Below are 22,385 nucleotides of genomic sequence, written 5' to 3' on the forward strand. Positions count from 1 at the left end.
TCACGCGTCGGTCTGGTCTTGGATCAGGCGTTCGTAAGCGGCTTGATCGAGCAAGCGGGCGATCGCCGAAGCGTCAGCAGGCTGGAAGCGGAAGAACCAGCCTTCGCCCAGCGGATCTTCGTTGACCAACTCAGGGTTGGCGTCGAGCGCCGAATTCACTTCCACCACCTCACCGTCCAGCGGCATGCCGATGCTGCTGGCGGCCTTCACCGACTCCAGCACCGACACTTCGGTGCCGGCGTCGAAGCCGCCCAGTTCGGGCACCTGTACAAACACCACATCCCCCAGCGCTTGTTGGGCAAAAGCGGTAATGCCAACGGTGACCGTGCCGTCAGCTTCGGTGCGCAGCCATTCGTGGTCGACGGTAAAACGCAATTCGCTCATGTCTACTCCTCATTGTTCTGGCTCATTCGCTGCAGGTGGCGAATGACGATGGGCAGGCTCGTTTGGGTGGCGAGCGTGGCTGAAGGAGTCATAGCAAGGGCGGTGCCAGAACCAATTAATTGTTTTAAATCAATGGCTTGATATGGTTTATGGCAGTTTCGTGGAGGTCTCGTGTATTGAAATCAATACAGGCAGGCAAGGAACAGGGGGTGAAGTCCGGGCGAGACGGGTTGAGCTCGTTCTGTCTTGATTTCGATACGTTGTATCGATTTGTATACATTGTTGAATAGCACTCGAACCCACAGGGATTTTCAGTGTTGCTGAAACCGGCGGTCAGGCCTTGTTGGGAATCCCGTACTTGCGCAAGCGAATGGCGATGGCGCTGTGGGAGGTCTGCAAGCGCGCCGCGAGCAATCGACTGGACGGATAGCTGCGATACAGCTGCTCCAGCAGGTTCTTTTCAAAACCTTCGACAGCCTCTTCCAGGCTACCCACTTCGCCATCGTTCTGGCGTTCCACTGCCGTGCGCGCAATGTCGAGGTCGTCGAGGTCGACCAACGGGTTTTCGCAAATGGCCGCCGCGCGGAAGATCACGTTTTGCAGTTGCCGCACATTGCCCGGCCAGCGATTGCCGAGCAGGGCGGGAAAGGTGCTCGGCGCCAGGCGGCAGACCGGTCGCTGGATCTGTGCGCACGCTTGCTGCATGAAGTGCTGGGCCATCAGCAGGATGTCATGGCCGCGCTCGCGCAGCGGCGGCACTTGCAGGTTGAGCACGTTGAGGCGGTAAAACAGGTCTTCGCGAAAGTGACCTTCGCTGACCATTTTTTCCAGGTTGCGATGGGTGGCGCTGAGGATCCGCACGTTGACCTTGACCTCGCGATCGCCGCCCACGCGACGGAAGCAACCATCGCTCAAAAAGCGCAACAACTTGGCCTGCAGGTACGGCGACATTTCCCCCACTTCGTCGAGGAATACCGTGCCCTGGTCGGCCAGTTCCAGCAGCCCGAGTTTGCCGCCGCGCTGGGCGCCGGTGAAGGCGCCGGGGGCGTAGCCGAACAGCTCGCTTTCGGCCAGGCTTTCCGGCAGTGCCGCGCAATTGAGCGCCAGGAACGGCTTGTCGCAACGGCCGCTGATGGCGTGGCAGGCGCGGGCCACCAGTTCCTTGCCGGTGCCGGTTTCGCCCTGGATCAACAGCGGCGCATCGAGGGCCGCCACCCGCTGAGCCCGGGCCTTGAGCGCGCGGATCGGCGGCGACTCGCCCAACAGCGCATCGAAGCCTTCGGCGTGATCGTGATGCAGCGCCGACAGGCGTTCGCCGATGCGGTTCGGTTGATAGAGGGTGAGCAGGGCGCCGGCGTCGGTGATCGGCATGGCGTCGAGCAGCAAGGTGTGGCCGCCGAGGCTGACTTCGCGCATGGGCAGGCGGAAGCCCTGGGCGATCAATGTCGATTGCAAGTCGGGATCATCGAACAGCGCGACCAGCGCTTCACCGGCCGGCTCGCGGCCGCACAGGGCAATCAGCGCCGGGTTGGCCAGCAGTACATGACCACGTTCATCCACCGCCAGCACCGGGTCGGAACTGGCGGCGAGCAAGGCATCCAGTTGCAGGCGCCGGCGTTGCCCCGGAAGGATGTCGACCAGGGTCACCGCTTGCACGCCGCGCACGCCGAAGAGGGCTTCGCGCAACTCCTCCAGGACTTCGGCGCCGAGGGTCGGGGCATCGATGTAGACGTTCGGCGGCACCATCTCCACGGCGTCGAGGTTGAAGCTGCGTCCGCCCAGCAGGGCCAGGACTTCCTGGGTGATGCCGACGCGGTCGATGAAGGTGACGTGGATGCGCATAGGTGGCCTTGAGCGGTGATGAAGCGAAACGTTGCGTCGATGAGTATGGCGGGCGCTGTTTGAATTTGGCGAGCCGTCAATGCTTCTCGGCTGCAGGCGTTTTGCGGGAACAGGCCGCCAGGTCTTCGAGAAACGCCTGCAAAATCGGCGGTGGAGCCGCGCCGCGACGGGTGATTACGTCGAACGGCGACATCAGCTGCAAACTGGCGGGGGCCAGTTGGTGCATCTCGCCGGTCTTGATCCACTGCGCGGCGAAATGTGCCGGCAGAAAGCCCAGGTAAGCGCCGGAGATGATCAGAATCGCCAGGGCTTCGATGTTGTCCACGGTCGCTGCCGCCTTGCTGACGCCCAGGTGTTCCAGGTCGTATTGCTGCATGTAGCCGCGCACGACAATGCGGCTCGCGGCGATCTCTTCGAGCAATTCCTCACCTTCGGCCAGGTTGCCGAACAGCGGATGCCGCCGCCCGCAATACAGCCCCAGCGCTTCCTGGTACAGGGGCGAATGCAGCAGCCCCGGCACGTGGATCGGGAAGTGCCCGATGGCCAGGTGCAAGCGCCCGTCGAGCACGCGCTCTTCCAGTTCGGCGGGGGTGCCGACGTACACGTTGAGGTGCACATCGTGCCCACGGGAGACGAAGCGCTGGGTGGTGCGCGGGATCGGCGAGTCGGGGTCGGTGATGGTGGTGTCGATGATCCCCAGGTTGAGCTTGCCGCTGATGTGCTGCTTGAGCACGTCGGCGTCCATGCAGAAATTTTCCACCGCCGAGAGCAGGCGCTGGGTGGCTTCGTGAATCGCCACGCCTTGCTCGGTCAGACGAAAACCGCTGCGTCCGCGCTGGCAGAGCTTGACCCCGAGCCGGGTTTCCAGATGGGTCATCTGTTCGCTGATGGTCGACTGGCCGGCGTTCAGCGCCGCCTGCGCGGCCGAGAAGCCGCCGCAGCGGACAATGGTGGCAAACACCCTGAGCAGTTTCAGGTCGACATCATGCAGTTGAATCACTGGGACCTCCCGCGTGTGGATGCATCGGTAATGCCGATATGAGTATCTGATGTTTAGCATTTTTTCCACGAAAAGCTGCGCCCATAGTCTTTCCAACGGCGGTCGCCTTGCAGTCCGCCAGGCCGAAAACAAGAAGTGGAGAGGCTAGACATGTCGAACAATGGTTATGAATCCGGTCGCCTGAACCTGCCATTCGTGGGTCATTGCACCTTTGGCAAATCCCCGGTGTGCACCGACTGGGATGCCCTGGATGCCGACGTCGCGGTGCTCGGCGTGCCCAATGACATGGGTACCCAGTGGCGTTCCGGCGCACGCTTCGGACCACGCGGGATTCGTGAAGCATCGACGCTGTTTTCCTTCGGCCATGCCGGCGCCTACGACCACGAAGACGACGTGATGTACCTGACCGCCGCCGACGTGCGCATGGTCGATGTGGGGGATGCCGACATCGTCCACACCGATATGGAAACCAGCAACAAGAACACCGAATACGCGGTACGCAAGATTCTCGATGCCGGTGTGATGCCGGTGGTGCTCGGTGGCGACCACTCGGTGCACGCCCCGGTGATCAAGGCTTTCGAAGGCCGTGGCCCGATCCACATCATCCACTTCGATGCGCACCTGGATTTCGTCGACGAGCGCCACGGCGTGCGCTACGGCCATGGCAACCCGCTGCGCCGCGCCTCGGAAATGAACCACATCGTCGGCATGACCCAGATGGGCATCCGCAACGTGTCCTCGTCCAACCGCGACGACTACGAAGCGGCCCACGAAGCCGGCTCGAAAATCCTTTCGGTACGCGATGTGCGCCGCCTGGGCGTCGAAGGCGTGCTGGCGCTGATCCCGCAGAACATCAACTACTACATCACCATCGACATCGACGGTTTCGACCCGTCCATCGCTCCTGGCACTGGCACCCCGAGCCACGGCGGCTTCCTCTACTACGAAGTGCTGGAAATCATCCAGGCCCTGGCCAAGCGCAGCAAAGGCAACATCGTCGGCATGGACCTGGTGGAAGTGGCACCGGTGTACGACCCGACCGGCATGACCTCGATCCTCGCCGCGCAACTGCTGCTCAATAGCATCGGTTTCATCTTCCACGAGCGGGGCAAGGTGCGTGCGGCCCAGAGCGAAGCCACTCCAGCCTGATATCGAAACCACCAAACCCGGCAGGACCTGACTGCCGGGCGGAGAGAATAAAAATGGACACGATCGTCAAAAGTTACCTGCAAAAGTTCGGCGTCAGCGAGGCCACCCAGACCTTCCTTGGCAAGGTCCAGAAAATGTTCATCGGCGGCGCCTGGGTCGAGGCCAGCGATGGCCAGACGTCCGAAGTCATCGAGCCGTCCACCGAAGGCCTGATCACGCGCATTCCCATGGGCACCACCGCTGATCTGGACCGTGCCGTGCAAGCCGCCCGCGCCCAGTTCGACGGCGGCGCCTGGCGCCAGGCCAAACCGGCCGAACGCGAGCGGATGATGCAACGCCTGGCCGACCTGATCGAACAGAACGCCGCCGAACTGGCGGAAATCGAATCGATCGACATGGGCAAGTCGGTCGCCTTCGCCAGGGACGTCGATATCCAGGGCACCGTCGATACCTTGCGCTACTTCGCCGGTTGGGCCACCAAGCTGCACGGGCGTACCGTCGAACCGTCGCTGCCGGGCAATTACCTGGCCTACACCCGCAAGGAAGCGGTGGGCGTGGTCGGTGCCATCGTGCCGTGGAACTTCCCGCTGCAAACCATGGCCTGGAAACTGGGCGCGGCCCTGGCCACCGGTTGCACCGTGGTGGTGAAACCGGCCGAGTTGACTTCGCTGTCGGCCCTGCGCTTTGCCGAACTGGTGCAGGAAGCGGGTATCCCGGACGGGGTGATCAACATCGTCACCGGGCGGGGAAGCGTGGTCGGCGCGGCCATGGCCACCCACCCTGGCATCGACAAACTGACCTTCACCGGATCGACCCCGGTCGGCCGTACCGTGGGCCGCGCCGCTCTGGATGACATGAAGCGCCTGACCCTGGAACTGGGTGGCAAATCACCGGTCATCGTGTTCGCTGACGCCGATATTCCGGCGGCGGCGCAGGCGGTCGCCAACGGGGTGTTTTTCAACTCGGGACAGGTATGCGACGCGGGTACACGGGCCTATATTCACAGCAGTGTCTATGACCAATTCCTGCGCGAGCTGATCGCCTACACCCGCACCCTGAAGATCGCGCCAGGGATGGACCCGGACTGCTTCATCGGCCCGCTGGTCTCGGCCCTGCAAAAGCAGCGCGTGACCGAGTACATCGAGACCGGCAAGCAGGAGGGCGCCCAACTGGTCTACGGCGGCCAAACGGTCGAGGGCCCAGGCTTCTTCGTCGAGCCGACCATTTTCGCCCATTGCCGCAACGACATGCGCATCGTCCAGGAGGAGATCTTCGGCCCGGTGCTGGTCACCGCACCCTTCGACGATGAGGAACAGGTACTGGCGCTGGCCAATGACTCGCCCTATGGCCTGGCGGCGGCCCTGTATTCCAATGACCTGGGCAAGGTGCACAGCCTGATTCCGCGCCTGAAGGCAGGCTCGGTCTACGTCAACGCCCACGGCACCCTCGACCCGTCGATGCCGTTCGGCGGCTACAAGCAGTCCGGGTTCGGCAAGGACCTGGGCGCCGAGCAGTTGGACTACCTGCTCGAGACCAAGGCGGTGTGGATCACGCTGCCGGGCTGATGCTGATCAGGCAAGACAAGGAACAATGCCAAAGTTGAAAGCAATTGCACATTTGAAATTCGGGAACGGCAAGGACGCGCCCCGGGAGTCGTTCACCCGAAAGAATGCGGTTTTTTCGTCATGATCTTCCAACAATAAGAGTCCATCATGAACACAAACGCCAAGTCCGCCCCGAGCGTGTCGGTCCTCGACGACAAAATCGTCGTCGAAAGCCATTCGATCGATTTCATCCCCGAGCACGAGCGCACCGACAAACTGTCGAGCCAGGGCCCGTTCTGGTTTCTCGGCAACTTCACCTTCTTCACCATGACCATCGGCTTCGTCGGCCCGAGCGTCGGCCTGACCGCGCTCTGGACCACGCTGGCCGGTACGCTGGGCATCATGTTCGGCACGCTGTTCATGGCCTTTCATGGCTCGCAAGGCCCGCACCTGGGCCTGCCACAGATGATCCAGTCCCGTGCGCAGTTCGGTTATCGCGGGGTGATTCTGGTGCTGTTGGCGACGCTGTTTGTGTTCGCCGGTTTCAACATCGTCAACCTCGTGCTGATGATGCAGGGACTGCACACGCTATTCGGCTTCAACCCCGCCGTGATCGCAGTGGCGGTGACGATACCGGCAGCCGTGCTGGCGATCCTCGGCCATGACTGGATGCACCGCAGCTTCAAATGGGCGCTGTACCTGTCGTTGCCGCTTTACGGTCTGGTGACCCTGGCGGTGCTGATGGGCTGGGTGCCGGATGCGGCGTTGCCGGCGCTCGGCGCCGGTGAAGTGGCCCCGGCACCACTGGGATTCAACTGGACCGGTTTCATCGCGCAATTCGCGGCCGCGGCGAGCTACAACATCGCCTACGCCCCGTACGTGTCGGACTACTCGCGTTACCTGCCGAAGAACACCTCCAGCGGCAAGCTGATTGCGGTGGTGTTCCTGGGCGCTTCGCTGTCCGGTGCCTGGATGATTTCCGTGGGGGGCTGGCTGGCCGATCACTTGCACTCCACTGACGTGCTGGTGGCCCTCGGGCAAGTCGGCAGTACCGTGTCGCCGCTGATGGGCACGGCGGTCGTGGTGATCACTATCCTGGCGTTCCTGCCGGTGATCGCAATGAACATCTACAGCGCCAAGCTCACCACGCTGACCTGCGTCGACTCGATCAAGCATATCGAACCGACCCGCAAAGCGCGGATCCTGGCTATCGCCTTCGTGATCCTGTTGCAATTGGGTGTGGCCCTGAGCATCCAGAGTTCCGGCAAGGGCCTGTCGGTGCTCGGCATCTACCTGGTGGTAATGCTGTACTTCCTGGTGCCCTGGACCTCGGTCAACCTCACCGACTACTTCTTCGTGCGCAAGGGCCGCTACGCCATCCCGCACTTCTTCATGCCCCACGGCAACATCTACGGCAGCTGGGGCCTGCGTGGCATCGCCGCGTACGCCATCGGCTTCATCTCGATGATCCCGTTTTTCTACATCTTCGACGGCGTCGAACAGCGCGAAGTGTATGTCGGCCCACTCGCCAAAGCCCTGGGCAGCATCGACATCGCCTGGCTGGTCGGGCTGATCGTATCGGGGGTGGCCTATTACGTGCTCAGCCGCTCGATCGATCTCAAGCGCGAAGAAGCGGTCATCCAGCACATCGAGAAGATTTCCCCGCAATTCACCACCGGCGACACATTGACCAAACCGTCGAAGCCCGTTTTCAACGAATCGACGGTCCGGAGATAAATCATGGCTACGCAAAAATACGACTACATCATCATCGGCGCAGGCTCGGCAGGTTGTGTGTTGGCCAACCGCCTGAGCGAAGATCCGGCCACCTCGGTGCTGGTCCTGGAATTTGGCGGCAGCGACAAGAGCGTAGTGATCCAGATGCCCAGCGCATTCTCGATCCCGATGAACACCAAGAAGTACAACTGGCGCTACGAAACCGAGCCGGAAACCTACCTCAACGGTCGTCGCGTCCACTGCCCTCGGGGCAAGGTGCTGGGGGGGTCGTCGTCGATCAACGGCCTGGTGTACATCCGTGGTCATGCCTATGACTTCGACGAGTGGGAGTCCCTCGGCGCCCAGGGTTGGGGCTATAAAAACTGCCTGCCGTACTTCAAGCGCGCCGAGAGCTATGAGTCCGGCGGTGACAACTATCGCGGGCAAACCGGACCGCTGCACACCACCAACGGCAACCATATGAAGAACCCGCTGTACGGGGCCTGGGTCGAAGCCGGTGCGGAAGCGGGCTACATCAAGACCGATGACTGCAACGGCTACATGCAGGAAGGATTCGGCGCGATGCACATGACCGTGAAAAACGGCGTGCGCTGTTCCACCGCCAACGCCTACCTGCGCCCGGCCATGGACCGTCCGAACCTGACGGTGATCACCCATGCGATGACCCGCCAGGTCATCCTCGAGGGCAAGCGCGCCGTGGGCATTATTTATGACCACGGTGGCCAGACCCACCAGGTCTATTGCAACAAGGAAGTGCTGATCTCGTCCGGACCGATCGGCTCGCCGCACCTGCTGCAACGTTCGGGCATCGGCCCGGCCGAGGTCCTGCGCAAGGCCGGGATCGCCGTGCGTCATGATCTGCCGGGGGTAGGGGAGAACCTGCAGGATCACGCCGAGGTGTACATCCAGTTCGGCTGCAAGGAACCGGTGACGCTCAACAGCAAAATGGACCCGCTGAGCAAATTGATGATTGGCTTGCGCTGGCTGTTGTTCAAGGACGGCCTGGGCGCCACCAACCACTTCGAGGCTGGTGGCTTCATCCGCTCCGACAAGGGTTTGCGCTGGCCGGATATTCAGTTCCACTTTTTGCCGGCGGCCATGCGTTACGACGGCAACAAACCGATCAAAGGCCATGGTTTCATGGTGCTGACCGGGCCGAATAAACCGAAGAGCCGCGGCTATGTACGCGTGCGTTCGGCCGACCCTTATGAGCATCCGGAAATCCGCTTCAACTACCTGGAGCGCGAAGAGGACCGCGAAGGCTTCCGTCGCTGCATCCGCCTGACCCGCGAGATCATCGGCCAGCAAGCCATGGACCGCTTCCGCGATGGCGAGATTGCCCCCGGCGCGCACCTGACCAGCGATGAGGACCTTGATGCGTTCGTGCGTGACAACCTGGAGAGCACCTATCACCCTTGCGGTTCGTGCCGCATGGGCGAGGACGACATGGCCGTGGTGGATTCCGAGTTGCGCGTGCATGGCATTGCCGGGCTGCGGGTGATCGACTCCTCGGTGTTCCCGACCGAACCGAACGGCAACCTCAACGCACCGACCATCATGCTCGCCGAACGGGCGTCGGACCTGGTGCGCGGACGCAAGATGCTGCCAGCGTCGGATGTGCCGGTGGGACTGGTCGAAAACTGGGAAAACAGCCAGCGGTCGACCCTGCCGGGGCGTAATGTGCGGGTGTAATAAAACCCTGTAGGAGCCAGCCTGCTGGCGATGGACCCGAGAGCGCCGCGTTTATCCAGCCCGCACGCGTTATCGTTGACAACCTTCGCCAGCAAGCCAGCTCCAGCAGGATCGAAGCATTCGCGCAGCTTCACGCCGCGTGCGGGCAATTGTTTGCTAGGCTCCAGAGTCCTTGAGACCGCAAAGGAGCACCCTCATGGCTATTCAGGCCCTGCGCGCCGACGCTTCCCACATCGACAAGATCGCCCCGTTATTCGACGCCTATCGCGGCTTCTACGGTCAGTCATCGAACCTGCCGCAATCCCGTGACTTCATTGCCGAGCGCATCGCCCGCGACGAATCGGTGATCTTCTACGCCGAGGACGCCAGCGGCGAAGCCCTGGGTTTCGTGCAGATGTTCCCGACCTTTTCCTCCATCAACGCACACCGCACCTGGTTGCTCGGCGACCTGTTCAGCGCGCCCGCCGCTCGCGGCAAAGGCGTCGCCACCTTATTGATGAACACCGCCCGCGACTATGCGCGGTTGAGCGGCGCCAAGGGCATGACCCTGGAAACCGCCACCGACAACCACACCGCGCAGCGCTTGTATGAGTCTTTGGGGTATGTACGAGATCCGGGTTACTACACCTACTGCCTGGACTTGAAGCAGGGCTGAGCCCGGCGCTTCAAGTCGCGGATGAGCCCTAACCGAACACCGGCCGGAAGAAACTGCGCTCATAGCTGAGGATGCAGCGGGTTTCTTCGGCGTACTTGAACGCGGCAATGCACGCCGGGTCGTTCATCGACTGTTGGCGATAGGTTTCATAGGCCGCCAGACTGGGGAAGGTGAACATCGCCAGGGCAATATTGCTGGCACCCTCGGACGGCAGGAAGTAGCCGTGATGCTGACCACCGAATTTCTCCACCAGTGGAATCCACAACTTGCCGTAGTGCTCGAACGCGTCGAGCTTGTAGGGGTCGAGTACGTATTTCAGGTAGCAGGTGACCATCAGTTTTCTTTCCTTGTAAAAGTGCGGGACGGGATGCAAAGGGCAACAGTCTGCCAAGGCCTGCGTCAGACTGCCATCAGCGATTTGCGGCCAGGAATGCGCCCTCATCTGCAGGGTGGCGTTTATGCCGGTTCCCGCAGGCACCCGCAACAAACCCTTCGATAAAAGCGTTGGACATGGTGAAATGGCCGCCCCTTTTCGCCGTGCGTCATTCCGGATCTGGAGCTGTACATGAACAAAGCTGCGGTGCTGACCGTCTTCTTGCTGCTTCAGGCAGGTTTGTCGGGTGCGCAGGCCCAAGCGGCCGGCGATGCCGAGGCCGGGGGCAAACTGTTCAAGCGTATGTGTGGCGGCTGCCACCAGATCGGAGAATCGGCGCGGGCGTTTTTTGGCCCGCAGCTCAACGGTATCGTCGGACGCGCGGCCGCAAGCACCACCGACTACCAGTACTCCGACGCCATGAAGTCATCGGGCGTGGTCTGGACCCGGGAAAAACTCGCTGCGTATATCGAAGATCCAAAGGCAGTGGTTTCCGGCACCCGGATGATTTTCTGGGGCATCAGCGACCAGGAAAAAATCGACGATCTGCTGGCGTATCTGGAGACCTTTCCAGCGCCGTGACCGGCCTGAGAAATTGCACTCCACTTGAACACCTGCTTGCATTCGACCTGACTACCGATAGCATCGGATTTGCCCCGCACGGTTTGTAACCATGATCGACAGGGAACGGCCGAAAGCCGGTATTCAGCCCATCAAAAAAGGACGACGGATGCTTATGGTGATTCACCATGGGGTGACTGAATGGGCTACCTTGTTGAGTCATTTACTCGTTGCTCAGGGAGAGCGCCATGGCTGTAGAAATCAAGCTATCGGAAAACGTGACTGCAGAAGAGCGGTCAGGCATTTTGACCCCGTTGCTGGCCCATAATCTCGCCAACCCTGTGATCGCATCCCCCGCCAAACTCCTCTTCCTGCCCGGAGCCTCGGGTAACACCCGGTTTTGGCTTCCGGTTGCTGAGCGCCTGGTCCACCCGGCGCAGCGGGTCCATATCGGCTGGCCCGGCTTTGGAGACACTCCGCCCTTGGCTGGCGTGACCGGCATGGATGATCTGGTGGCTCGCGTGCTGGCCGAGATCGACCGACCCACAGCGCTGGTGGCGCAGTCTATGGGCGGTATAGTCGCTGTGCGTGCAGCGCTTGAGCGCCCTGAACTGATCACGCACCTGACGCTGACCGTCACCTCTGGCGGGGTGGACATGTCTGCTCTGGGCGCGCATGACTGGCGCCCGGATTTTGCTGCCGCCAACCCGACACTGCCGAGTTGGTTTCTCGACGACCAGACCGACCTCACGCTCCGGTTGGCCGAGTTGAGCATGCCAGTCCTGCTCCTCTGGGGAGATTCTGATCCGATCAGCCCCGTTCGCGTCGGCCAGCGCCTTGCTCAACTGTTACCCCGCGCGGAACTACACGTCTTCCCTGGCGCCGATCACGATCTGGGTTTTACTCACGCAGCCGAAGTGGCCAGGTTGATAGAGGGACATCTGGTCTGATGGTGAGCCGAGCACGGGTTGCCACCGCTTTGGATTGATTGTCCGCCCCCGGCCAGGAGCGGACACTCAAAAAGCGTCCTGAACTACCAGGTTCTCATGTCATGAAATCATCCAGCTGTCGTACCATCGGCACATCGACAGAACGGAGGTTGATATGGGAAATGGTCAGGACAAACGAGTCGTTGTCATTGGTGCAGGCATAGTTGGCGCGTCATTGGCGTATCACTTGGCAGGTAAAGGCGCGAATGTCACCTTGGTAGAAGCTGAAGATATAGCTTCGGGAGTGACTGGCAGCTCATTCGCTTGGCTCAATGCCTCACACCCCGAACCTGACCCAATTGCGCAACTGCGCGGTTCTGCCATCAAGGAGTACCGCCGACTCGAAACGCAGCTGCCAGGCCTGGAGATAAGATGGACAGGTGCCTTGTCTTACAGCGTGATGGCGATTGGAGCGCTGCCGATCTCAGGTCACCAAGCTTCGGCAAACCTGGTGTCTCGATCGCAGATTCTCGACCTTGAACCAAATCTAAAGAACCCTCCCCAGTCTGCTCTGTATGCGGCTGAAGAAGGAGCGCTGGACGCAGTGGCAGCTACGCATGCGTTGATCGCAGGTGCCCAGACGTATGGGGCGAAGATTCTCACTCAGACGCGAGTGCTCGGTTTTGTAACCCAGAGTGCAACGGTGACCGGAGTCGAAACAACAATAGGCATCATCGATGCCGATATTGTCGTACTGGCAGCCGGGACAGGCATCACGAAGCTGACAGACATGCTTGGAGTGTCCCTGCCAATAGAGGCCTCGCCTGCCATTTTCATTCGTTACAAGTCGCAACCCAACCTCGTGCACACCCTCATCTCCAGCCCTGAAATGGAAGTGAGGCAAAGTTCGGATGGTGCGTTACTGGCGGCAGAAGATTACCTGGACGACGCCATGGATAATCAGCCGGCAGCGATAGCGCTTCGAACTTCCAAGACAATCCAGAACGAACTCCATGGTGTTGTTTCCATAGATCCGGAACGGGCTTGTGTCGGACTCAGGCCCATGCCTGCCGATGGCCTCCCCATCATCGGTTATCTACCCAAAGTGGGTGGCGTCTACGTTTGTGCAATGCACCCTGGAATTACTTTGGCGGCGACAGTGGGACGCCTGGCCAGCGAGGAGATCATCGATGACAAGGCGTCCAGTGCCCTTTGCCCATGCCGGCCCGATCGATTTTTGCAAGCGTAGGGGATCCTCTTGTGAGGCAGAAATCGGCCGATTCTGTTGAAAAAGTCGGCCATGGTTTCCACGGGAGAAAAGTACGCGCTTGAGATTGAATTCTTTACTTTGAGCAGAGGATTCCGGGCTCAGATTTCGCGTAGCTGCGCGCAAAAAAAGCATTTTCAGGAGTCAGTGCGCGGGCACTCTGGAGAACCGACTTTTTCAACACAATCGGCCGATTGCTGCCTGTAGCAACGGGCAGCTTGCGACCCAAAGCTGGCAGTGGCGACAGGAAGAAATCGGCCAGAAGCAGTCGTTGGCTGCTGGCGACGTGACTCCTCATTTATGCTCGGAGGCTTTAGAGTAGCGCGGCCTATTCATAGGGATATTGTTACTTAATCCAACTTGCACGAAGAGCAATAGCAGGGAATGTATGAGAGGGCATGGAGCTTTGGCGGTGTTTCGGTTTTTGCTGGTTGTTCTGGCGCTGCTGGCGCATTCACATGTATATGCGCTGGAGCCTGTTGCCGTTGATGCAAATCTCGATGGCCTGTCGCTGGTTGGTCACGCCGAATTTCAGCGCGATCCACACAATTACGAGTCGCTGCAGCAACTCGATCCCTTCGCGTGGAAGCCGCTGACACAAGCTGATCTTTATCAGGGCATCACCCGCGACGGGTTCTGGTTGCGGCTAACGCTGCACAATCCAGGCGCGGATGCACAGCCTTGGGTGCTTGTTGATGACACGGCATGGATTGATTCCATGACGGTTTTCGTGACAGCCCCTACCCCATGGCAGCAGGAAGTCGGCGATCGCCTGCCATTTTCCAGCCGCGCTCTGCCTTCGCCCCTACCTGCGATCATGCACAGCATCGCCCCTGGCGAAACACAGCAGGTTTTCGTGCGGCTGCGCTCAGTGTCTGGCGACGATATGCGATTGACCTTGCGCCTGTACCAGCCTGCTGCGTTCATGGCGGCCCTGCAGACCTATACCGCCATCTACACAACACACTTGGGCGTATACATCACGCTGGGTGCCATCTGGCTGCTGTTCGGTATCGTGCTGCGTCAGCCGACCTTTATCACCTATGCCGCCTTCGTCACGTGTACTGGCTTCGCGTGGTTCAACTTGCGCGGCCTGCTCGCGCAGCATCTTGCACCGGATACAAGTTTCTGGACGAACGAAGGCCTCGGCCTGCTGGTCAGCGGCGCGCTGTGTTTGTCCTTCCTATTTACCCGCAAGGCACTGCGCCTGAACTCCGTTGCTCCGATACTCGACCGCGTGGCCCTGGGGTTTGCGTTGGCGAATGCCGTGGTTGCGATCTTGTGTGCGTTGCGCGCATTGCCTCTCGATACACTTTTTCTCATGTACCGCTTCTTCAACGCCACCGCGATTATCAATGCGTACTTTGCTTTTGTCAGTTGGAGGCGTGGTACACCGCATGCAATTTGGCTGCTGATTGGCTGGGCGACCTTCGGTCTCAGTGCGCTCAGCGTCACCTGGGCCTGGTACGGTATCAAGGGCGGGCTTCCGGAAATCAACATGATCGCACCGATGACGATGACTCAGAGTGCCGCGCTGATCGAAGTCCTATGCTTCGCCATCTCTCTCGCCCTGTGGATACGTACCCAGCAGCAGGAACGTCTCGCTGCTGAGCATTCGGCAAATACTGATGGCCTTACCGGGCTGAATAACCGCAAATGCGTCGAGCGTCGTCTGGACGAGCTGATAAAACAGCCTTCTACACCGGATACACTGTGGCTCGGGATTGTTGATATCGACTTCTTCAAGACGGTCAACGACACCTATGGCCATGCTGCCGGCGATGCTGTACTGCGTAGCTTTGCCAAGATTTTACGCGCCAACTCGCGCCAGACTGATATCGTCGGCCGTTTCGGTGGAGAGGAGTTCGTCCTGGTCCTTGAGCGTATTGATCGCGAAGGCGCTGAACGCATGACCAATCACCTGCGTGAAGCCTTCGAGGCGACGCCGACCGAATTCGAAGGCCAGATCATTCCGCACACGCTCAGCCTGGGGCTCGCTGCCCATGCCGGCGAGACCGACTCGCAGCGCTGGTTCAAGCGCGCCGACGCTGCGCTCTATGAGGCCAAGCACTGTGGGCGCAACCGCGTTTGCATTGCAGGCGGATAAGGCCTGATTCGTTGAGATATCTGGGCGCCCACTTCTGGCCGATTGCTTCCCGTCACCACAGGCAGAAATCGGCCAAATTCTTGGTCCTGCGATAGATCAAAGATGCTTTGCTTCGCCTTAGCGTGTGGGTACCGTACATCGTCGGATCAAGTCCAATGGCTGTTACCCATGCTTTGACTATTCGAGCGTATTGCCTGGTGGAGAGTTGATCTGAGCCATGCAATCGCCCATGGCGGACTATCAGAGATGTCCCGAAGTTAGGGGGAATTCGTCGTGTCAGGAGGTAGTGCCTCGGGGGCTCCGGACATCAAGAATTTGAATCGGTCAAAGGTGTTCATCCGCCGCACTGACACTGATTTTAGCTTCTTGGGCGAAGCGAAACAGACCTACACCTAGGAAGAATGTGGCGACTATAAAAAGAAGGCCGGCACCATAGGCGTACTTGAAGCCCATGAACTCAGTTAAAAATATCATAGCGAGCAGCAGGGTGGCGCAAAGTCCGCCGCGCAGAGAAGACAGGATTCCAGCGTTCAATAAGTTAGCCCGCCGCCTCAATCTCTCCAGATCAGCCCTGAGATGCGCACGCCTCGGGTCGTCTTCGGGGATCGCATTGAGTACCCGTGTACGGTCGATGACAGCTGATAATCTCGAAGTCATTAACGAAACGAACGCAGCTATTGCACCGAGGAAAAACGTCGGGGCTGTTGCTTGTGAAAAGATCTGCGACAACCGCACAGCGTCAGGAATGAATTCGTTCAATTTAGGGATCACCCAATAGTAATAGTTTGAGTATTTGCAATTCTCCATTTGACATATTCGCGGTCAAAAGGTGGGGTGCACCCTGTTATCAGGTAGGGGACTCAGTACAGTCTTGGGGGTCGAGTTTTGCTGACAACAGGGCACCAACGTCAGGCTAGGCCTGCAAGTTGGTCGGAGCGCCCTGTCGTACAGCGTAGAGCAGCTCAGGAGACTTTCCACAGTGAGTATGCGGACAGTCTGGAAGAACCGACTTTTTCAACACAATCGGCCGTTTTCTGCCTGTCGTGATCGGCTCAAAACGACCCATTGCAGTCGGTCGAATCGGCAGAAATTAGCCGTTTTTTGCCTATCGCGAATGATCGATTTGGGTCGACTACTGCCCTTCGCGACAGGCAGCAATCGACTGTGGATTCAACCGGTCGGCGCAACAGAAACTCTTTGATGCACTCGCGCGACCAACCTCAATCCTCAGTAAAGTTGTCCCAAGCTACGGGCTGTCCTCGGTAAACATTTCTCATAACCGTCCGCCCGACTATCTCGTCAAAGTATTTTGGGGACAGGCCATATCCAGGCCTAATGCGGCGTATATCGTCACGCGAGATCCGCTGACCTGCTACTACATCCTTAACGAAATAGAGTGAGCGCCGGAATATGGCACTCGATCTTTCGGTCTCAGGCCTCGAAAAATCACCGACGCCAAGTGATAGCCATGCGTTCTTTGTATCATCAACAAGTTTCCGAAGCTCGTGAGGTTCAATCGAGAACTCGCTATCCGGCCCCTTATCATCACGACTAATTGTAAAATGCTTTTCGATAGCTGTTGCACCTAGCGCGACAGAAGTAACAGCGGCCACATTGCCTATCGTATGGTCCGACAACCCAACTTCAACTCCAAACTTATCCTTAAGGTTAAGTATTTTACGGAGATTTGCCTGCTCAATAGGAGCGGGATAGCTACTAATACAATGGAAAATCAATATGTTTTCACAACCCGCGGAACGAGCAGTAGTAATTGCCTCAAGAATCTCATCTTCCGTTGCCATACCAGTGGACATCAAGACTGGTTTTCCAGCTTTTGCAACCCGCTTGATAAGCGGTAGATCAGTAAGTTCGAATGATGCAATTTTATAGGCGGGCGCATTCAAACTCTCTAGTAGGTCAACTGCAGTTTCATCGAAAGGGCTTGAGAAACACGTTATTTCTAATGCCCGGGCGTAGTCAAAAAGCTCTCGATGCCACTCAAATGGTGTATGCGCCTCGGCATACAAATCATAAAGCTTATAACCATCCCATAAGCCACCACTTACAACAAAGCCGGGGGCAACGCAGTCAATCGTCATCGTGTCCGCAGTATACGTTTGGAGCTTTATTGCATGGGCTCCGGAATCCCGGGCGGCCTTTATTGACTCCTTTGCTCGTGCCAGAGATCCATTATGATTGGCTGACAGTTCGGCAATCACGTAAGGCTGCATTGAATTGCCGATTTCTCTTCCATTAATCTCAAACGTCATAGTTTTTCACTCACACCGAGGCGCCTATCAAGCCGAACGACTTCTGTTTGTATCTCAGAATCCCATCCGGCGAAATCAATGGGAAGATCGGAAACACGGTGATAAGTGCCTCTCCGTCGTTGCGGTACAGCCGTAAACCCCAAAGAAATTATTTCTTCTATATTTTCCTTGAAAAGCAGTTCAATCTCGGAAACTAGTCTCTTATAGGTTTTCGAGAAAGAGGATTCATTCTTGGTGAAATTAACATACCGCTGATAAATTATCGGCCCCGTATCCACACCTTCATCTATAAGGTGTATAGAAACCCCGCTTGGAGTAGAGTCAAAGAAAGACCAAAAATTTGGATGCGCCCCGCGATTCCATGGCAAGTATGAAATATGAAGATTAATTATAGGGGCGGAAGAACTATTTATGACGTATTTTTTTAGGATGTGCCTGTACCCATAGCTGACTACCAGTTCAAATCCTTCGGTTGATTCAATTATCTTGTCAGTATGCCATACTTCACAATTGGCTTCGGCCAATTCACTTATCAATGAGGTTTGATCTGGAGCGTACCCTAAAAATAAAATCTTCAACCGAGGAGAAGCCACCTGGCTGACCAACTCTACACTTCCCTTCATGCTTTTCCCCTGTTGTTGCCCGGCTGTGATTTTTCAACGAAATTGATAATTGTAATATGCTACACCATAACAAAACCCTACTCCTCTCCACGGGCCGCTTATGGCCGCTTTCTGCCTGTCGCGGTGCCGCTGACCAACTCTGCATGTACACCATGTGCACCCGGACAACATCCGGCCAAAGCCAGCACTGGATCAGGGAGGAGCGTCATCTGTACATAGGTGAACTTGCCCGGTTGTCGGGGTGCACTGCCAAAGCCCTTCGTTCGTATGAGCAACTGGGCCTGCTGAGCCCTCAGCGCCTTGGCAGTTAAGGGACAGAGTCAAGCGCTGGCGTCATGTCAATCGAAGGTGACAGCACAGGAGCAGGCACTTCCAAGGTCATCGGTTTTGTGAAATCACACCACCCATGTATTGATTTAAATCGCGAAAATCCTTAACGCTCCATGAGTGCGGCGATAGCTTTACTCCATTCTCACGCAAGGTTCTTGGAATTAAATCGCCATTTGGGCGAAGTATTATCGAAGATACAATCACGCCCGGATAATCATGTAATCGCTTTTTGAAAGCGGAGGTTGTTAGATCAGGTGTAGGCGGATTGCTTTTATTAGCCAGCGGTCCTGTTGCTTTGAGATCCATTCCGTGGCACATGCTGCATCGCTGTAGATAGAGATTTTTTCCATTAGCATTATCCGCGAAGGATGGCGATGTTTGAGTCAGCGATAAAATTCCTAGCGCAGCGATGAATAATCTTTTCATAGTTTTATCTTCCTTGATGGGATCCGCGTCGATTGGACGAGATTTGGGGCGCGGGAAAGATATCAGCCATCGCGTCGGCCTACACCGTCATTTCTGATGCCCATTAAACCAGCACGTTTTCCCGGCGCATCCCGGTGACCATTCTTGGCCAATTTCTGCCTGTTACGACCTGCTGAAACCGACCGGAGGCTGAGGGTTGTTTGATCCGAATCAAGCTGAATTGCCCAGGACACGCCGATAGTCCAACTATGCTGATCGGAGCATTGCATTGCATTGCATTGAGTTGATTCTGTATTCACTTTCGCTGTAAGCGCTGTGCTACCGGGCCGGGCACCTCCTGCAGCTTGCTGGCGTTTTTCTCCCTCCTCAGGCATCGCGAAAACAGGGTGAAAATTATGGTGGCGCTGACTAAGAAACCTTCGACAGCCAAGTCGAGCGACACCGATGTCGGCATGCTTTGCGAACTTCGATCACGGGCCGAGCGAGTTGCAGAAGGTCAATCGCTGCGTGAGCGTGTGCCGCGAAGCAGTCATGCCACCTGGCTGCAACCCGCCAACCGCCGCGACCCCGTCGCGATACTCGAACAGTCGAGCAAGGGCCGCTTGCCAGAGCTCCTGCCCATTCGCTATGGCCGCATGCTGCACAGTCCGTTTACCTTTATGAGGGGCTCGGCGGCACTCATGGCCCACGACCTCGCGACCACGCCCAGCACCGGCATCCGGGTCCAGGCCTGTGGCGACTGTCATCTGCTGAACTTCGGTTTGTTCGCCACCCCCGAGCGCAACCTGGTCTTTGACATCAACGACTTCGACGAAACCTTGCCCGGGCCCTGGGAGTGGGATTGCAAACGTCTGGCGGTCAGCTTTGTCTTGGCTGCACGCGATATTCAACTGTCCGCCGCCGAGGCCAGGGACTGCGTTCTCGAATGCGTTTGTGCCTATCGGCAACGCCTGCGCGAATACTCCCGAATGAGTCCTATGGAGGTCTGGTACGCGCGTCAGGAGGTGGACAGCATCACGGCCATGGCTCAAAAAGGACCCATCAGAAAGAATCGCGAGGAGATCGCCGAAAGGGCCCACGCACATGTAGCAGAGCATCTGTTTCCGAAAATTGTCTGCGAGGAAAGCGGTCACTATCGCTTCATTGAACATCGGCCGACCCTTTTTCATGTCGCTGAAGCGGAATTCGAAGCGCACGTTCATGATCGGCTTTCCGACTACCGACAATCGCTGCCCGATGAGCGTCGGGTGCTGTTGGATCGTTACCGCCTGGAAGACTTCGCCATGAAGGTGGCAGGCATTGGCAGCGTCGGAACCCGGTGCTATGTCGTGCTGCTTGTCGACAAGGACGGACATCCGCTGTTGCTGCAATTCAAGCAAGCCTGCCGCTCCGTCCTGGAACCCTATTGTGGCAAGAGCCAATATCAACGACAGGGCCAGAGAATCGTCGTCGGCCAGCGGCTGATGCAGTCCGCCAGCGACATCTTTCTGGGGTGGGTGCGCGGTCGGCATCAGCATGATTTTTTCGTTCGCCAGTTGCGCGACATGAAGTACACCGCTCCGGTGGAAAAATTCTCGGCTGTGCAGCTTAAACGCTATGCGCAGGTGTGCGGATGGACACTGGCCAGGGCACATGCCAAGTCCGGAGACGCAGCGAGCATCAGCGGTTATCTGGGTGGGAGCGATACCTTTGACCTGGCTCTGGCGGCGTTTGCCCAATCCTATGCGGATGAGACCGAGCGCGATCATGCGGCCCTGGTGGAAGCTGTACGCGCCGGGCGGATACACGCGCAGATCAACGAGTAGCCCGCTCTGGTCAATGAAACCCGCTTGCTGGAGAGAACGCGAGCAGTAGATGCGCTGCCTGGGACGTTGACCTGCACGCTGAGAGCGCTTCAGGACTTGTGATCGTTGTCAGCTTTCAAGTGAGCTATCTGATAAATATGATTAACAACCGCGAAGAAGAAGCCCGTGGATAAGCCGCACATGAGTATGCCGATCAAGCCCTCGGTCGGCCCGAACAACCGCCACGGTTTCGCGAGCGTCACGTCTCCGTAACCAATCGTTGCGTAAGTCACCCCGGAGAAGTAGAAGGCCGTTTCAATATCGGGCAGACATTTTTGCCACAGATAGAACATCCCCCAGATCGAGATCTCTAGCATATGGAGCAGAATCAGGTAGGAGGCCACCCACACCAGTCTGCCAATAATGGCCCAGAGGTGATGTAGATGCAGCGTTTCCAACCGAGCCAGAGCCTTCAGTAACAAAGCCAGGCCGATTGCATGCACCACCACGGTAATGGCCGCCAGCCCCCATGCGAAGACGATAATTGAAGGCATCGGTGTTCCTCATGGAGGCTGTGACAGGGATCGATTGCCGCCTCGCAGAGGCTCTGGCGAAAAGCATCCCATCGGCGGGTCAACGCAAAGGACCTTGACCCGTTGTTGGGCTGACGCTCTTGAGCATAGTGCACTGAGAATCCCGGCAGTTTCCTCGGTGACCCATGCACCTGACAGCGCCGTCAAGCCCATGCAATTACACACAGCCGACTCTTTTGCATTTGCGCTCACTGACGCAACGGCGCGCAATGATCCTGTTCAGGTTGCGCCGCCGTGTACCACACGTAATCAGCGTTCTCGGCGCTCACGGTCTTGCCCGCTTCGGCCAACACCAACACCACGTTGCCCTGGGCGGCGCCGAGGTCTTTGAGGTGCAACGGCACCCCCAGGTCCTTGCGCACATGGAACGCCCCGGCCAGCAACAGGGCAGGGGTTGGCGCGGCCAGCAGGCGTTCGGCCATGCGCCGGTCGCGCTGCTGTTGCACAGCGAGCATGGCCGGCAGCAGCGCTTCAGGTAGCAACCCGCAATGGGACCCTCGGATGTCGTCCAGCAGCGTGGCTTGAACCTGCGGCCTGGTGGAGGCGTCGCCACTCAGCGTCGGGCGCTGTTGGTAGATCTGCAGGATCTGCGACCGGTCGAGGTTGGCCGCCAGCAGCGGGTAGGGTTGACGCAACGCGTAGTTGACCACTGCCCCGTAAACCCCCCAATCCCAATTGGCTTGCCAGGCCAGCGCCTGATAAGGATCGGCCGGCGGGTGACCGGCACGGCTGGCGGCCTGCGCCGCATCGACCCTGGCTTGTTGGTCCGGGTTGAGCATTTCCATCAGCAGACTGCCCTGGGGACGTTGCGCCGCCAGTTCGCGCAGCAGCCAGAGTTGCAGCGCGTGGTGATCGGGGTTGTCGTGTTGTTCACCCACCAGCACCCGGGGCGCGCCAGCCAGGTGCTCGACCAGTTCCTGCGGGGTCAGGGCGCGACCGGTGGCCAGTTCGCGGATCACCCCGAAATCGGCGTGATCCCGGCCTTGCGGAGCAATCGGTGCCGGTGGTGCTGCGGCGTGATGGGATTGGCAGGCAGCCAGCAGGCTGAACAGGCAAAGCAACAGAATGCGCATCGGTTTTCCTTATCAGGGCCCTTGATTCACCACCTGAGGATGGGTG

Annotated in this window: 21 protein-coding genes and 1 pseudogene; 11 read left to right on the plus strand and 11 right to left on the minus strand. The window is 58.4% G+C overall.

Features of this window, described 5'->3' with window-relative positions; genetic code table 11:
- The 3 genes from gcvH to ACX3YD_RS27070 form a co-directional block, all read right to left on the minus strand.
- Positions 1-384: a glycine cleavage system protein GcvH gene (gene gcvH / locus ACX3YD_RS27060; RefSeq protein ID WP_047527756.1), complete on the minus strand. Its 384-nt coding sequence runs from the start codon at positions 382-384 to the stop codon at positions 1-3.
- 333 nt (positions 385-717) lie between these two features.
- Complete coding sequence (locus ACX3YD_RS27065; RefSeq protein ID WP_458961479.1) at positions 718-2,226, minus strand: sigma-54-dependent transcriptional regulator; 1,509 nt, start codon at positions 2,224-2,226, stop codon at positions 718-720.
- Between the two features lie 76 nt (positions 2,227-2,302).
- A complete protein-coding gene (locus ACX3YD_RS27070; RefSeq protein ID WP_458961480.1) occupies positions 2,303-3,226 on the minus strand; it encodes a LysR family transcriptional regulator in 924 nt (307 codons plus the stop codon).
- Positions 3,227-3,376: 150 nt separating this feature from the next.
- On the opposite strand from ACX3YD_RS27070, the gene speB reads away from it, so the two are divergent.
- The 5 genes from speB (at position 3,377) to ACX3YD_RS27095 (ending at position 10,003) form a co-directional block, all read left to right on the plus strand.
- The gene (speB, locus tag ACX3YD_RS27075) at positions 3,377-4,375 is read left to right on the plus strand and encodes an agmatinase (RefSeq protein WP_090323432.1); all 999 of its coding nucleotides are present in this window, start codon (positions 3,377-3,379) and stop codon (positions 4,373-4,375) included.
- A gap of 53 nt (positions 4,376-4,428) precedes the next feature.
- On the plus strand, positions 4,429-5,940 hold the full coding sequence (locus ACX3YD_RS27080) for an aldehyde dehydrogenase family protein (protein ID WP_458961481.1): 1,512 nt from the start codon (positions 4,429-4,431) through the stop codon (positions 5,938-5,940).
- 147 nt (positions 5,941-6,087) lie between these two features.
- Entirely contained in the window at positions 6,088-7,656 is a 1,569-nt protein-coding gene (locus ACX3YD_RS27085) for a purine-cytosine permease family protein (protein ID WP_458961482.1), read from the plus strand.
- Positions 7,657-7,659: 3 nt separating this feature from the next.
- A complete protein-coding gene (gene betA / locus ACX3YD_RS27090; RefSeq protein WP_458961483.1) occupies positions 7,660-9,348 on the plus strand; it encodes a choline dehydrogenase in 1,689 nt (562 codons plus the stop codon).
- A 196-nt stretch (positions 9,349-9,544) separates the two neighbouring features.
- A complete protein-coding gene (locus tag ACX3YD_RS27095; RefSeq protein WP_458961484.1) occupies positions 9,545-10,003 on the plus strand; it encodes a GNAT family N-acetyltransferase in 459 nt (152 codons plus the stop codon).
- 28 nt (positions 10,004-10,031) lie between these two features.
- Here the strand turns inward: ACX3YD_RS27095 and ACX3YD_RS27100 are convergent, their stop codons facing one another.
- Positions 10,032-10,337, minus strand: coding sequence for an NIPSNAP family protein (locus ACX3YD_RS27100; RefSeq protein ID WP_047527771.1), 306 nt, complete (start codon positions 10,335-10,337; stop codon positions 10,032-10,034).
- Positions 10,338-10,568: 231 nt separating this feature from the next.
- Between ACX3YD_RS27100 and ACX3YD_RS27105 the strand changes: the two genes are divergently transcribed.
- The 4 genes from ACX3YD_RS27105 to ACX3YD_RS27120 all read left to right on the plus strand — a co-directional run bounded on the left by ACX3YD_RS27105 (position 10,569) and on the right by ACX3YD_RS27120 (position 15,240).
- Positions 10,569-10,958: a c-type cytochrome gene (locus ACX3YD_RS27105; protein WP_103406238.1), complete on the plus strand. Its 390-nt coding sequence runs from the start codon at positions 10,569-10,571 to the stop codon at positions 10,956-10,958.
- A gap of 227 nt (positions 10,959-11,185) precedes the next feature.
- Positions 11,186-11,887, plus strand: a complete 702-nt coding sequence (locus ACX3YD_RS27110) for an alpha/beta fold hydrolase (protein WP_458961485.1) — start codon at positions 11,186-11,188, stop codon at positions 11,885-11,887.
- Positions 11,888-12,041: 154 nt separating this feature from the next.
- Positions 12,042-13,115, plus strand: coding sequence for an NAD(P)/FAD-dependent oxidoreductase (locus ACX3YD_RS27115; RefSeq protein WP_458961486.1), 1,074 nt, complete (start codon positions 12,042-12,044; stop codon positions 13,113-13,115).
- 430 nt (positions 13,116-13,545) lie between these two features.
- Positions 13,546-15,240 carry a sensor domain-containing diguanylate cyclase gene (locus ACX3YD_RS27120; protein WP_458961487.1) on the plus strand — a complete coding sequence of 565 codons (1,695 nt, stop codon included), beginning with the start codon at positions 13,546-13,548 and terminating at the stop codon, positions 15,238-15,240.
- 73 nt (positions 15,241-15,313) lie between these two features.
- Here ACX3YD_RS27120 and ACX3YD_RS27125 read toward each other — a convergent pair.
- The 4 genes and pseudogenes from ACX3YD_RS27125 to ACX3YD_RS27140 form a co-directional block, all read right to left on the minus strand.
- Positions 15,314-15,466: pseudogene (locus ACX3YD_RS27125) on the minus strand (tyrosine-type recombinase/integrase); the annotation flags it as partial.
- 98 nt (positions 15,467-15,564) lie between these two features.
- Positions 15,565-15,999, minus strand: a complete 435-nt coding sequence (locus tag ACX3YD_RS27130) for a DUF2721 domain-containing protein (protein WP_458961488.1) — start codon at positions 15,997-15,999, stop codon at positions 15,565-15,567.
- Between the two features lie 461 nt (positions 16,000-16,460).
- On the minus strand, positions 16,461-17,510 hold the full coding sequence (gene pseI, locus ACX3YD_RS27135; RefSeq protein ID WP_458961489.1) for a pseudaminic acid synthase: 1,050 nt from the start codon (positions 17,508-17,510) through the stop codon (positions 16,461-16,463).
- A complete protein-coding gene (locus tag ACX3YD_RS27140; RefSeq protein WP_458961490.1) occupies positions 17,507-18,133 on the minus strand; it encodes a formyltransferase family protein in 627 nt (208 codons plus the stop codon). The genes pseI and ACX3YD_RS27140 overlap by 4 nt, the downstream gene beginning before the upstream one ends.
- Before the next feature lie 152 nt (positions 18,134-18,285).
- On the opposite strand from ACX3YD_RS27140, the gene ACX3YD_RS27145 reads away from it, so the two are divergent.
- A complete protein-coding gene (locus tag ACX3YD_RS27145; RefSeq protein WP_458962084.1) occupies positions 18,286-18,444 on the plus strand; it encodes a MerR family DNA-binding transcriptional regulator in 159 nt (52 codons plus the stop codon).
- A gap of 67 nt (positions 18,445-18,511) precedes the next feature.
- On the opposite strand, the gene ACX3YD_RS27150 is transcribed toward ACX3YD_RS27145, so the two are convergent.
- Complete coding sequence (locus tag ACX3YD_RS27150) at positions 18,512-18,889, minus strand: c-type cytochrome (protein ID WP_458961491.1); 378 nt, start codon at positions 18,887-18,889, stop codon at positions 18,512-18,514.
- A gap of 344 nt (positions 18,890-19,233) precedes the next feature.
- On the opposite strand from ACX3YD_RS27150, the gene ACX3YD_RS27155 reads away from it, so the two are divergent.
- Positions 19,234-20,694, plus strand: a complete 1,461-nt coding sequence (locus ACX3YD_RS27155; RefSeq protein ID WP_256590384.1) for a DUF2252 domain-containing protein — start codon at positions 19,234-19,236, stop codon at positions 20,692-20,694.
- A gap of 89 nt (positions 20,695-20,783) precedes the next feature.
- Here ACX3YD_RS27155 and ACX3YD_RS27160 read toward each other — a convergent pair whose 3' ends face one another.
- Together ACX3YD_RS27160 and ACX3YD_RS27165 are read right to left on the minus strand one after the other, a co-directional pair.
- Positions 20,784-21,227 carry a potassium channel family protein gene (locus tag ACX3YD_RS27160; protein ID WP_103406259.1) on the minus strand — a complete coding sequence of 148 codons (444 nt, stop codon included), beginning with the start codon at positions 21,225-21,227 and terminating at the stop codon, positions 20,784-20,786.
- A gap of 227 nt (positions 21,228-21,454) precedes the next feature.
- On the minus strand, positions 21,455-22,339 hold the full coding sequence (locus tag ACX3YD_RS27165; protein WP_458961492.1) for a ChaN family lipoprotein: 885 nt from the start codon (positions 22,337-22,339) through the stop codon (positions 21,455-21,457).
- Positions 22,340-22,385 lie beyond the last annotated feature (46 nt).

It is taken from the genome of Pseudomonas fluorescens group sp. PF-1 (assembly GCF_054481335.1).

Excerpts from the sequence above, each read along its gene's own strand:
- gcvH (WP_047527756.1), bottom strand. The coding sequence starts at position 384 with ATGAGCGAATTGCGTTTTACCGTCGACCACGAATGGCTGCGCACCGAA.
- ACX3YD_RS27065 (WP_458961479.1), bottom strand. The coding sequence starts at position 2,226 with ATGCGCATCCACGTCACCTTCATCGACCGCGTCGGCATCACCCAGGAA.
- speB (WP_090323432.1), top strand. The coding sequence starts at position 3,377 with ATGTCGAACAATGGTTATGAATCCGGTCGCCTGAACCTGCCATTCGTG.
- ACX3YD_RS27080 (WP_458961481.1), top strand. The coding sequence starts at position 4,429 with ATGGACACGATCGTCAAAAGTTACCTGCAAAAGTTCGGCGTCAGCGAG.
- ACX3YD_RS27085 (WP_458961482.1), top strand. The coding sequence starts at position 6,088 with ATGAACACAAACGCCAAGTCCGCCCCGAGCGTGTCGGTCCTCGACGAC.
- betA (WP_458961483.1), top strand. The coding sequence starts at position 7,660 with ATGGCTACGCAAAAATACGACTACATCATCATCGGCGCAGGCTCGGCA.
- ACX3YD_RS27095 (WP_458961484.1), top strand. The coding sequence starts at position 9,545 with ATGGCTATTCAGGCCCTGCGCGCCGACGCTTCCCACATCGACAAGATC.
- ACX3YD_RS27100 (WP_047527771.1), bottom strand. The coding sequence starts at position 10,337 with ATGGTCACCTGCTACCTGAAATACGTACTCGACCCCTACAAGCTCGAC.
- ACX3YD_RS27105 (WP_103406238.1), top strand. The coding sequence starts at position 10,569 with ATGAACAAAGCTGCGGTGCTGACCGTCTTCTTGCTGCTTCAGGCAGGT.
- ACX3YD_RS27110 (WP_458961485.1), top strand. The coding sequence starts at position 11,186 with ATGGCTGTAGAAATCAAGCTATCGGAAAACGTGACTGCAGAAGAGCGG.
- ACX3YD_RS27115 (WP_458961486.1), top strand. The coding sequence starts at position 12,042 with ATGGGAAATGGTCAGGACAAACGAGTCGTTGTCATTGGTGCAGGCATA.
- pseI (WP_458961489.1), bottom strand. The coding sequence starts at position 17,510 with ATGACGTTTGAGATTAATGGAAGAGAAATCGGCAATTCAATGCAGCCT.
- ACX3YD_RS27140 (WP_458961490.1), bottom strand. The coding sequence starts at position 18,133 with ATGAAGGGAAGTGTAGAGTTGGTCAGCCAGGTGGCTTCTCCTCGGTTG.
- ACX3YD_RS27145 (WP_458962084.1), top strand. The coding sequence starts at position 18,286 with ATGTGCACCCGGACAACATCCGGCCAAAGCCAGCACTGGATCAGGGAG.
- ACX3YD_RS27150 (WP_458961491.1), bottom strand. The coding sequence starts at position 18,889 with ATGAAAAGATTATTCATCGCTGCGCTAGGAATTTTATCGCTGACTCAA.
- ACX3YD_RS27160 (WP_103406259.1), bottom strand. The coding sequence starts at position 21,227 with ATGCCTTCAATTATCGTCTTCGCATGGGGGCTGGCGGCCATTACCGTG.
- ACX3YD_RS27165 (WP_458961492.1), bottom strand. The coding sequence starts at position 22,339 with ATGCGCATTCTGTTGCTTTGCCTGTTCAGCCTGCTGGCTGCCTGCCAA.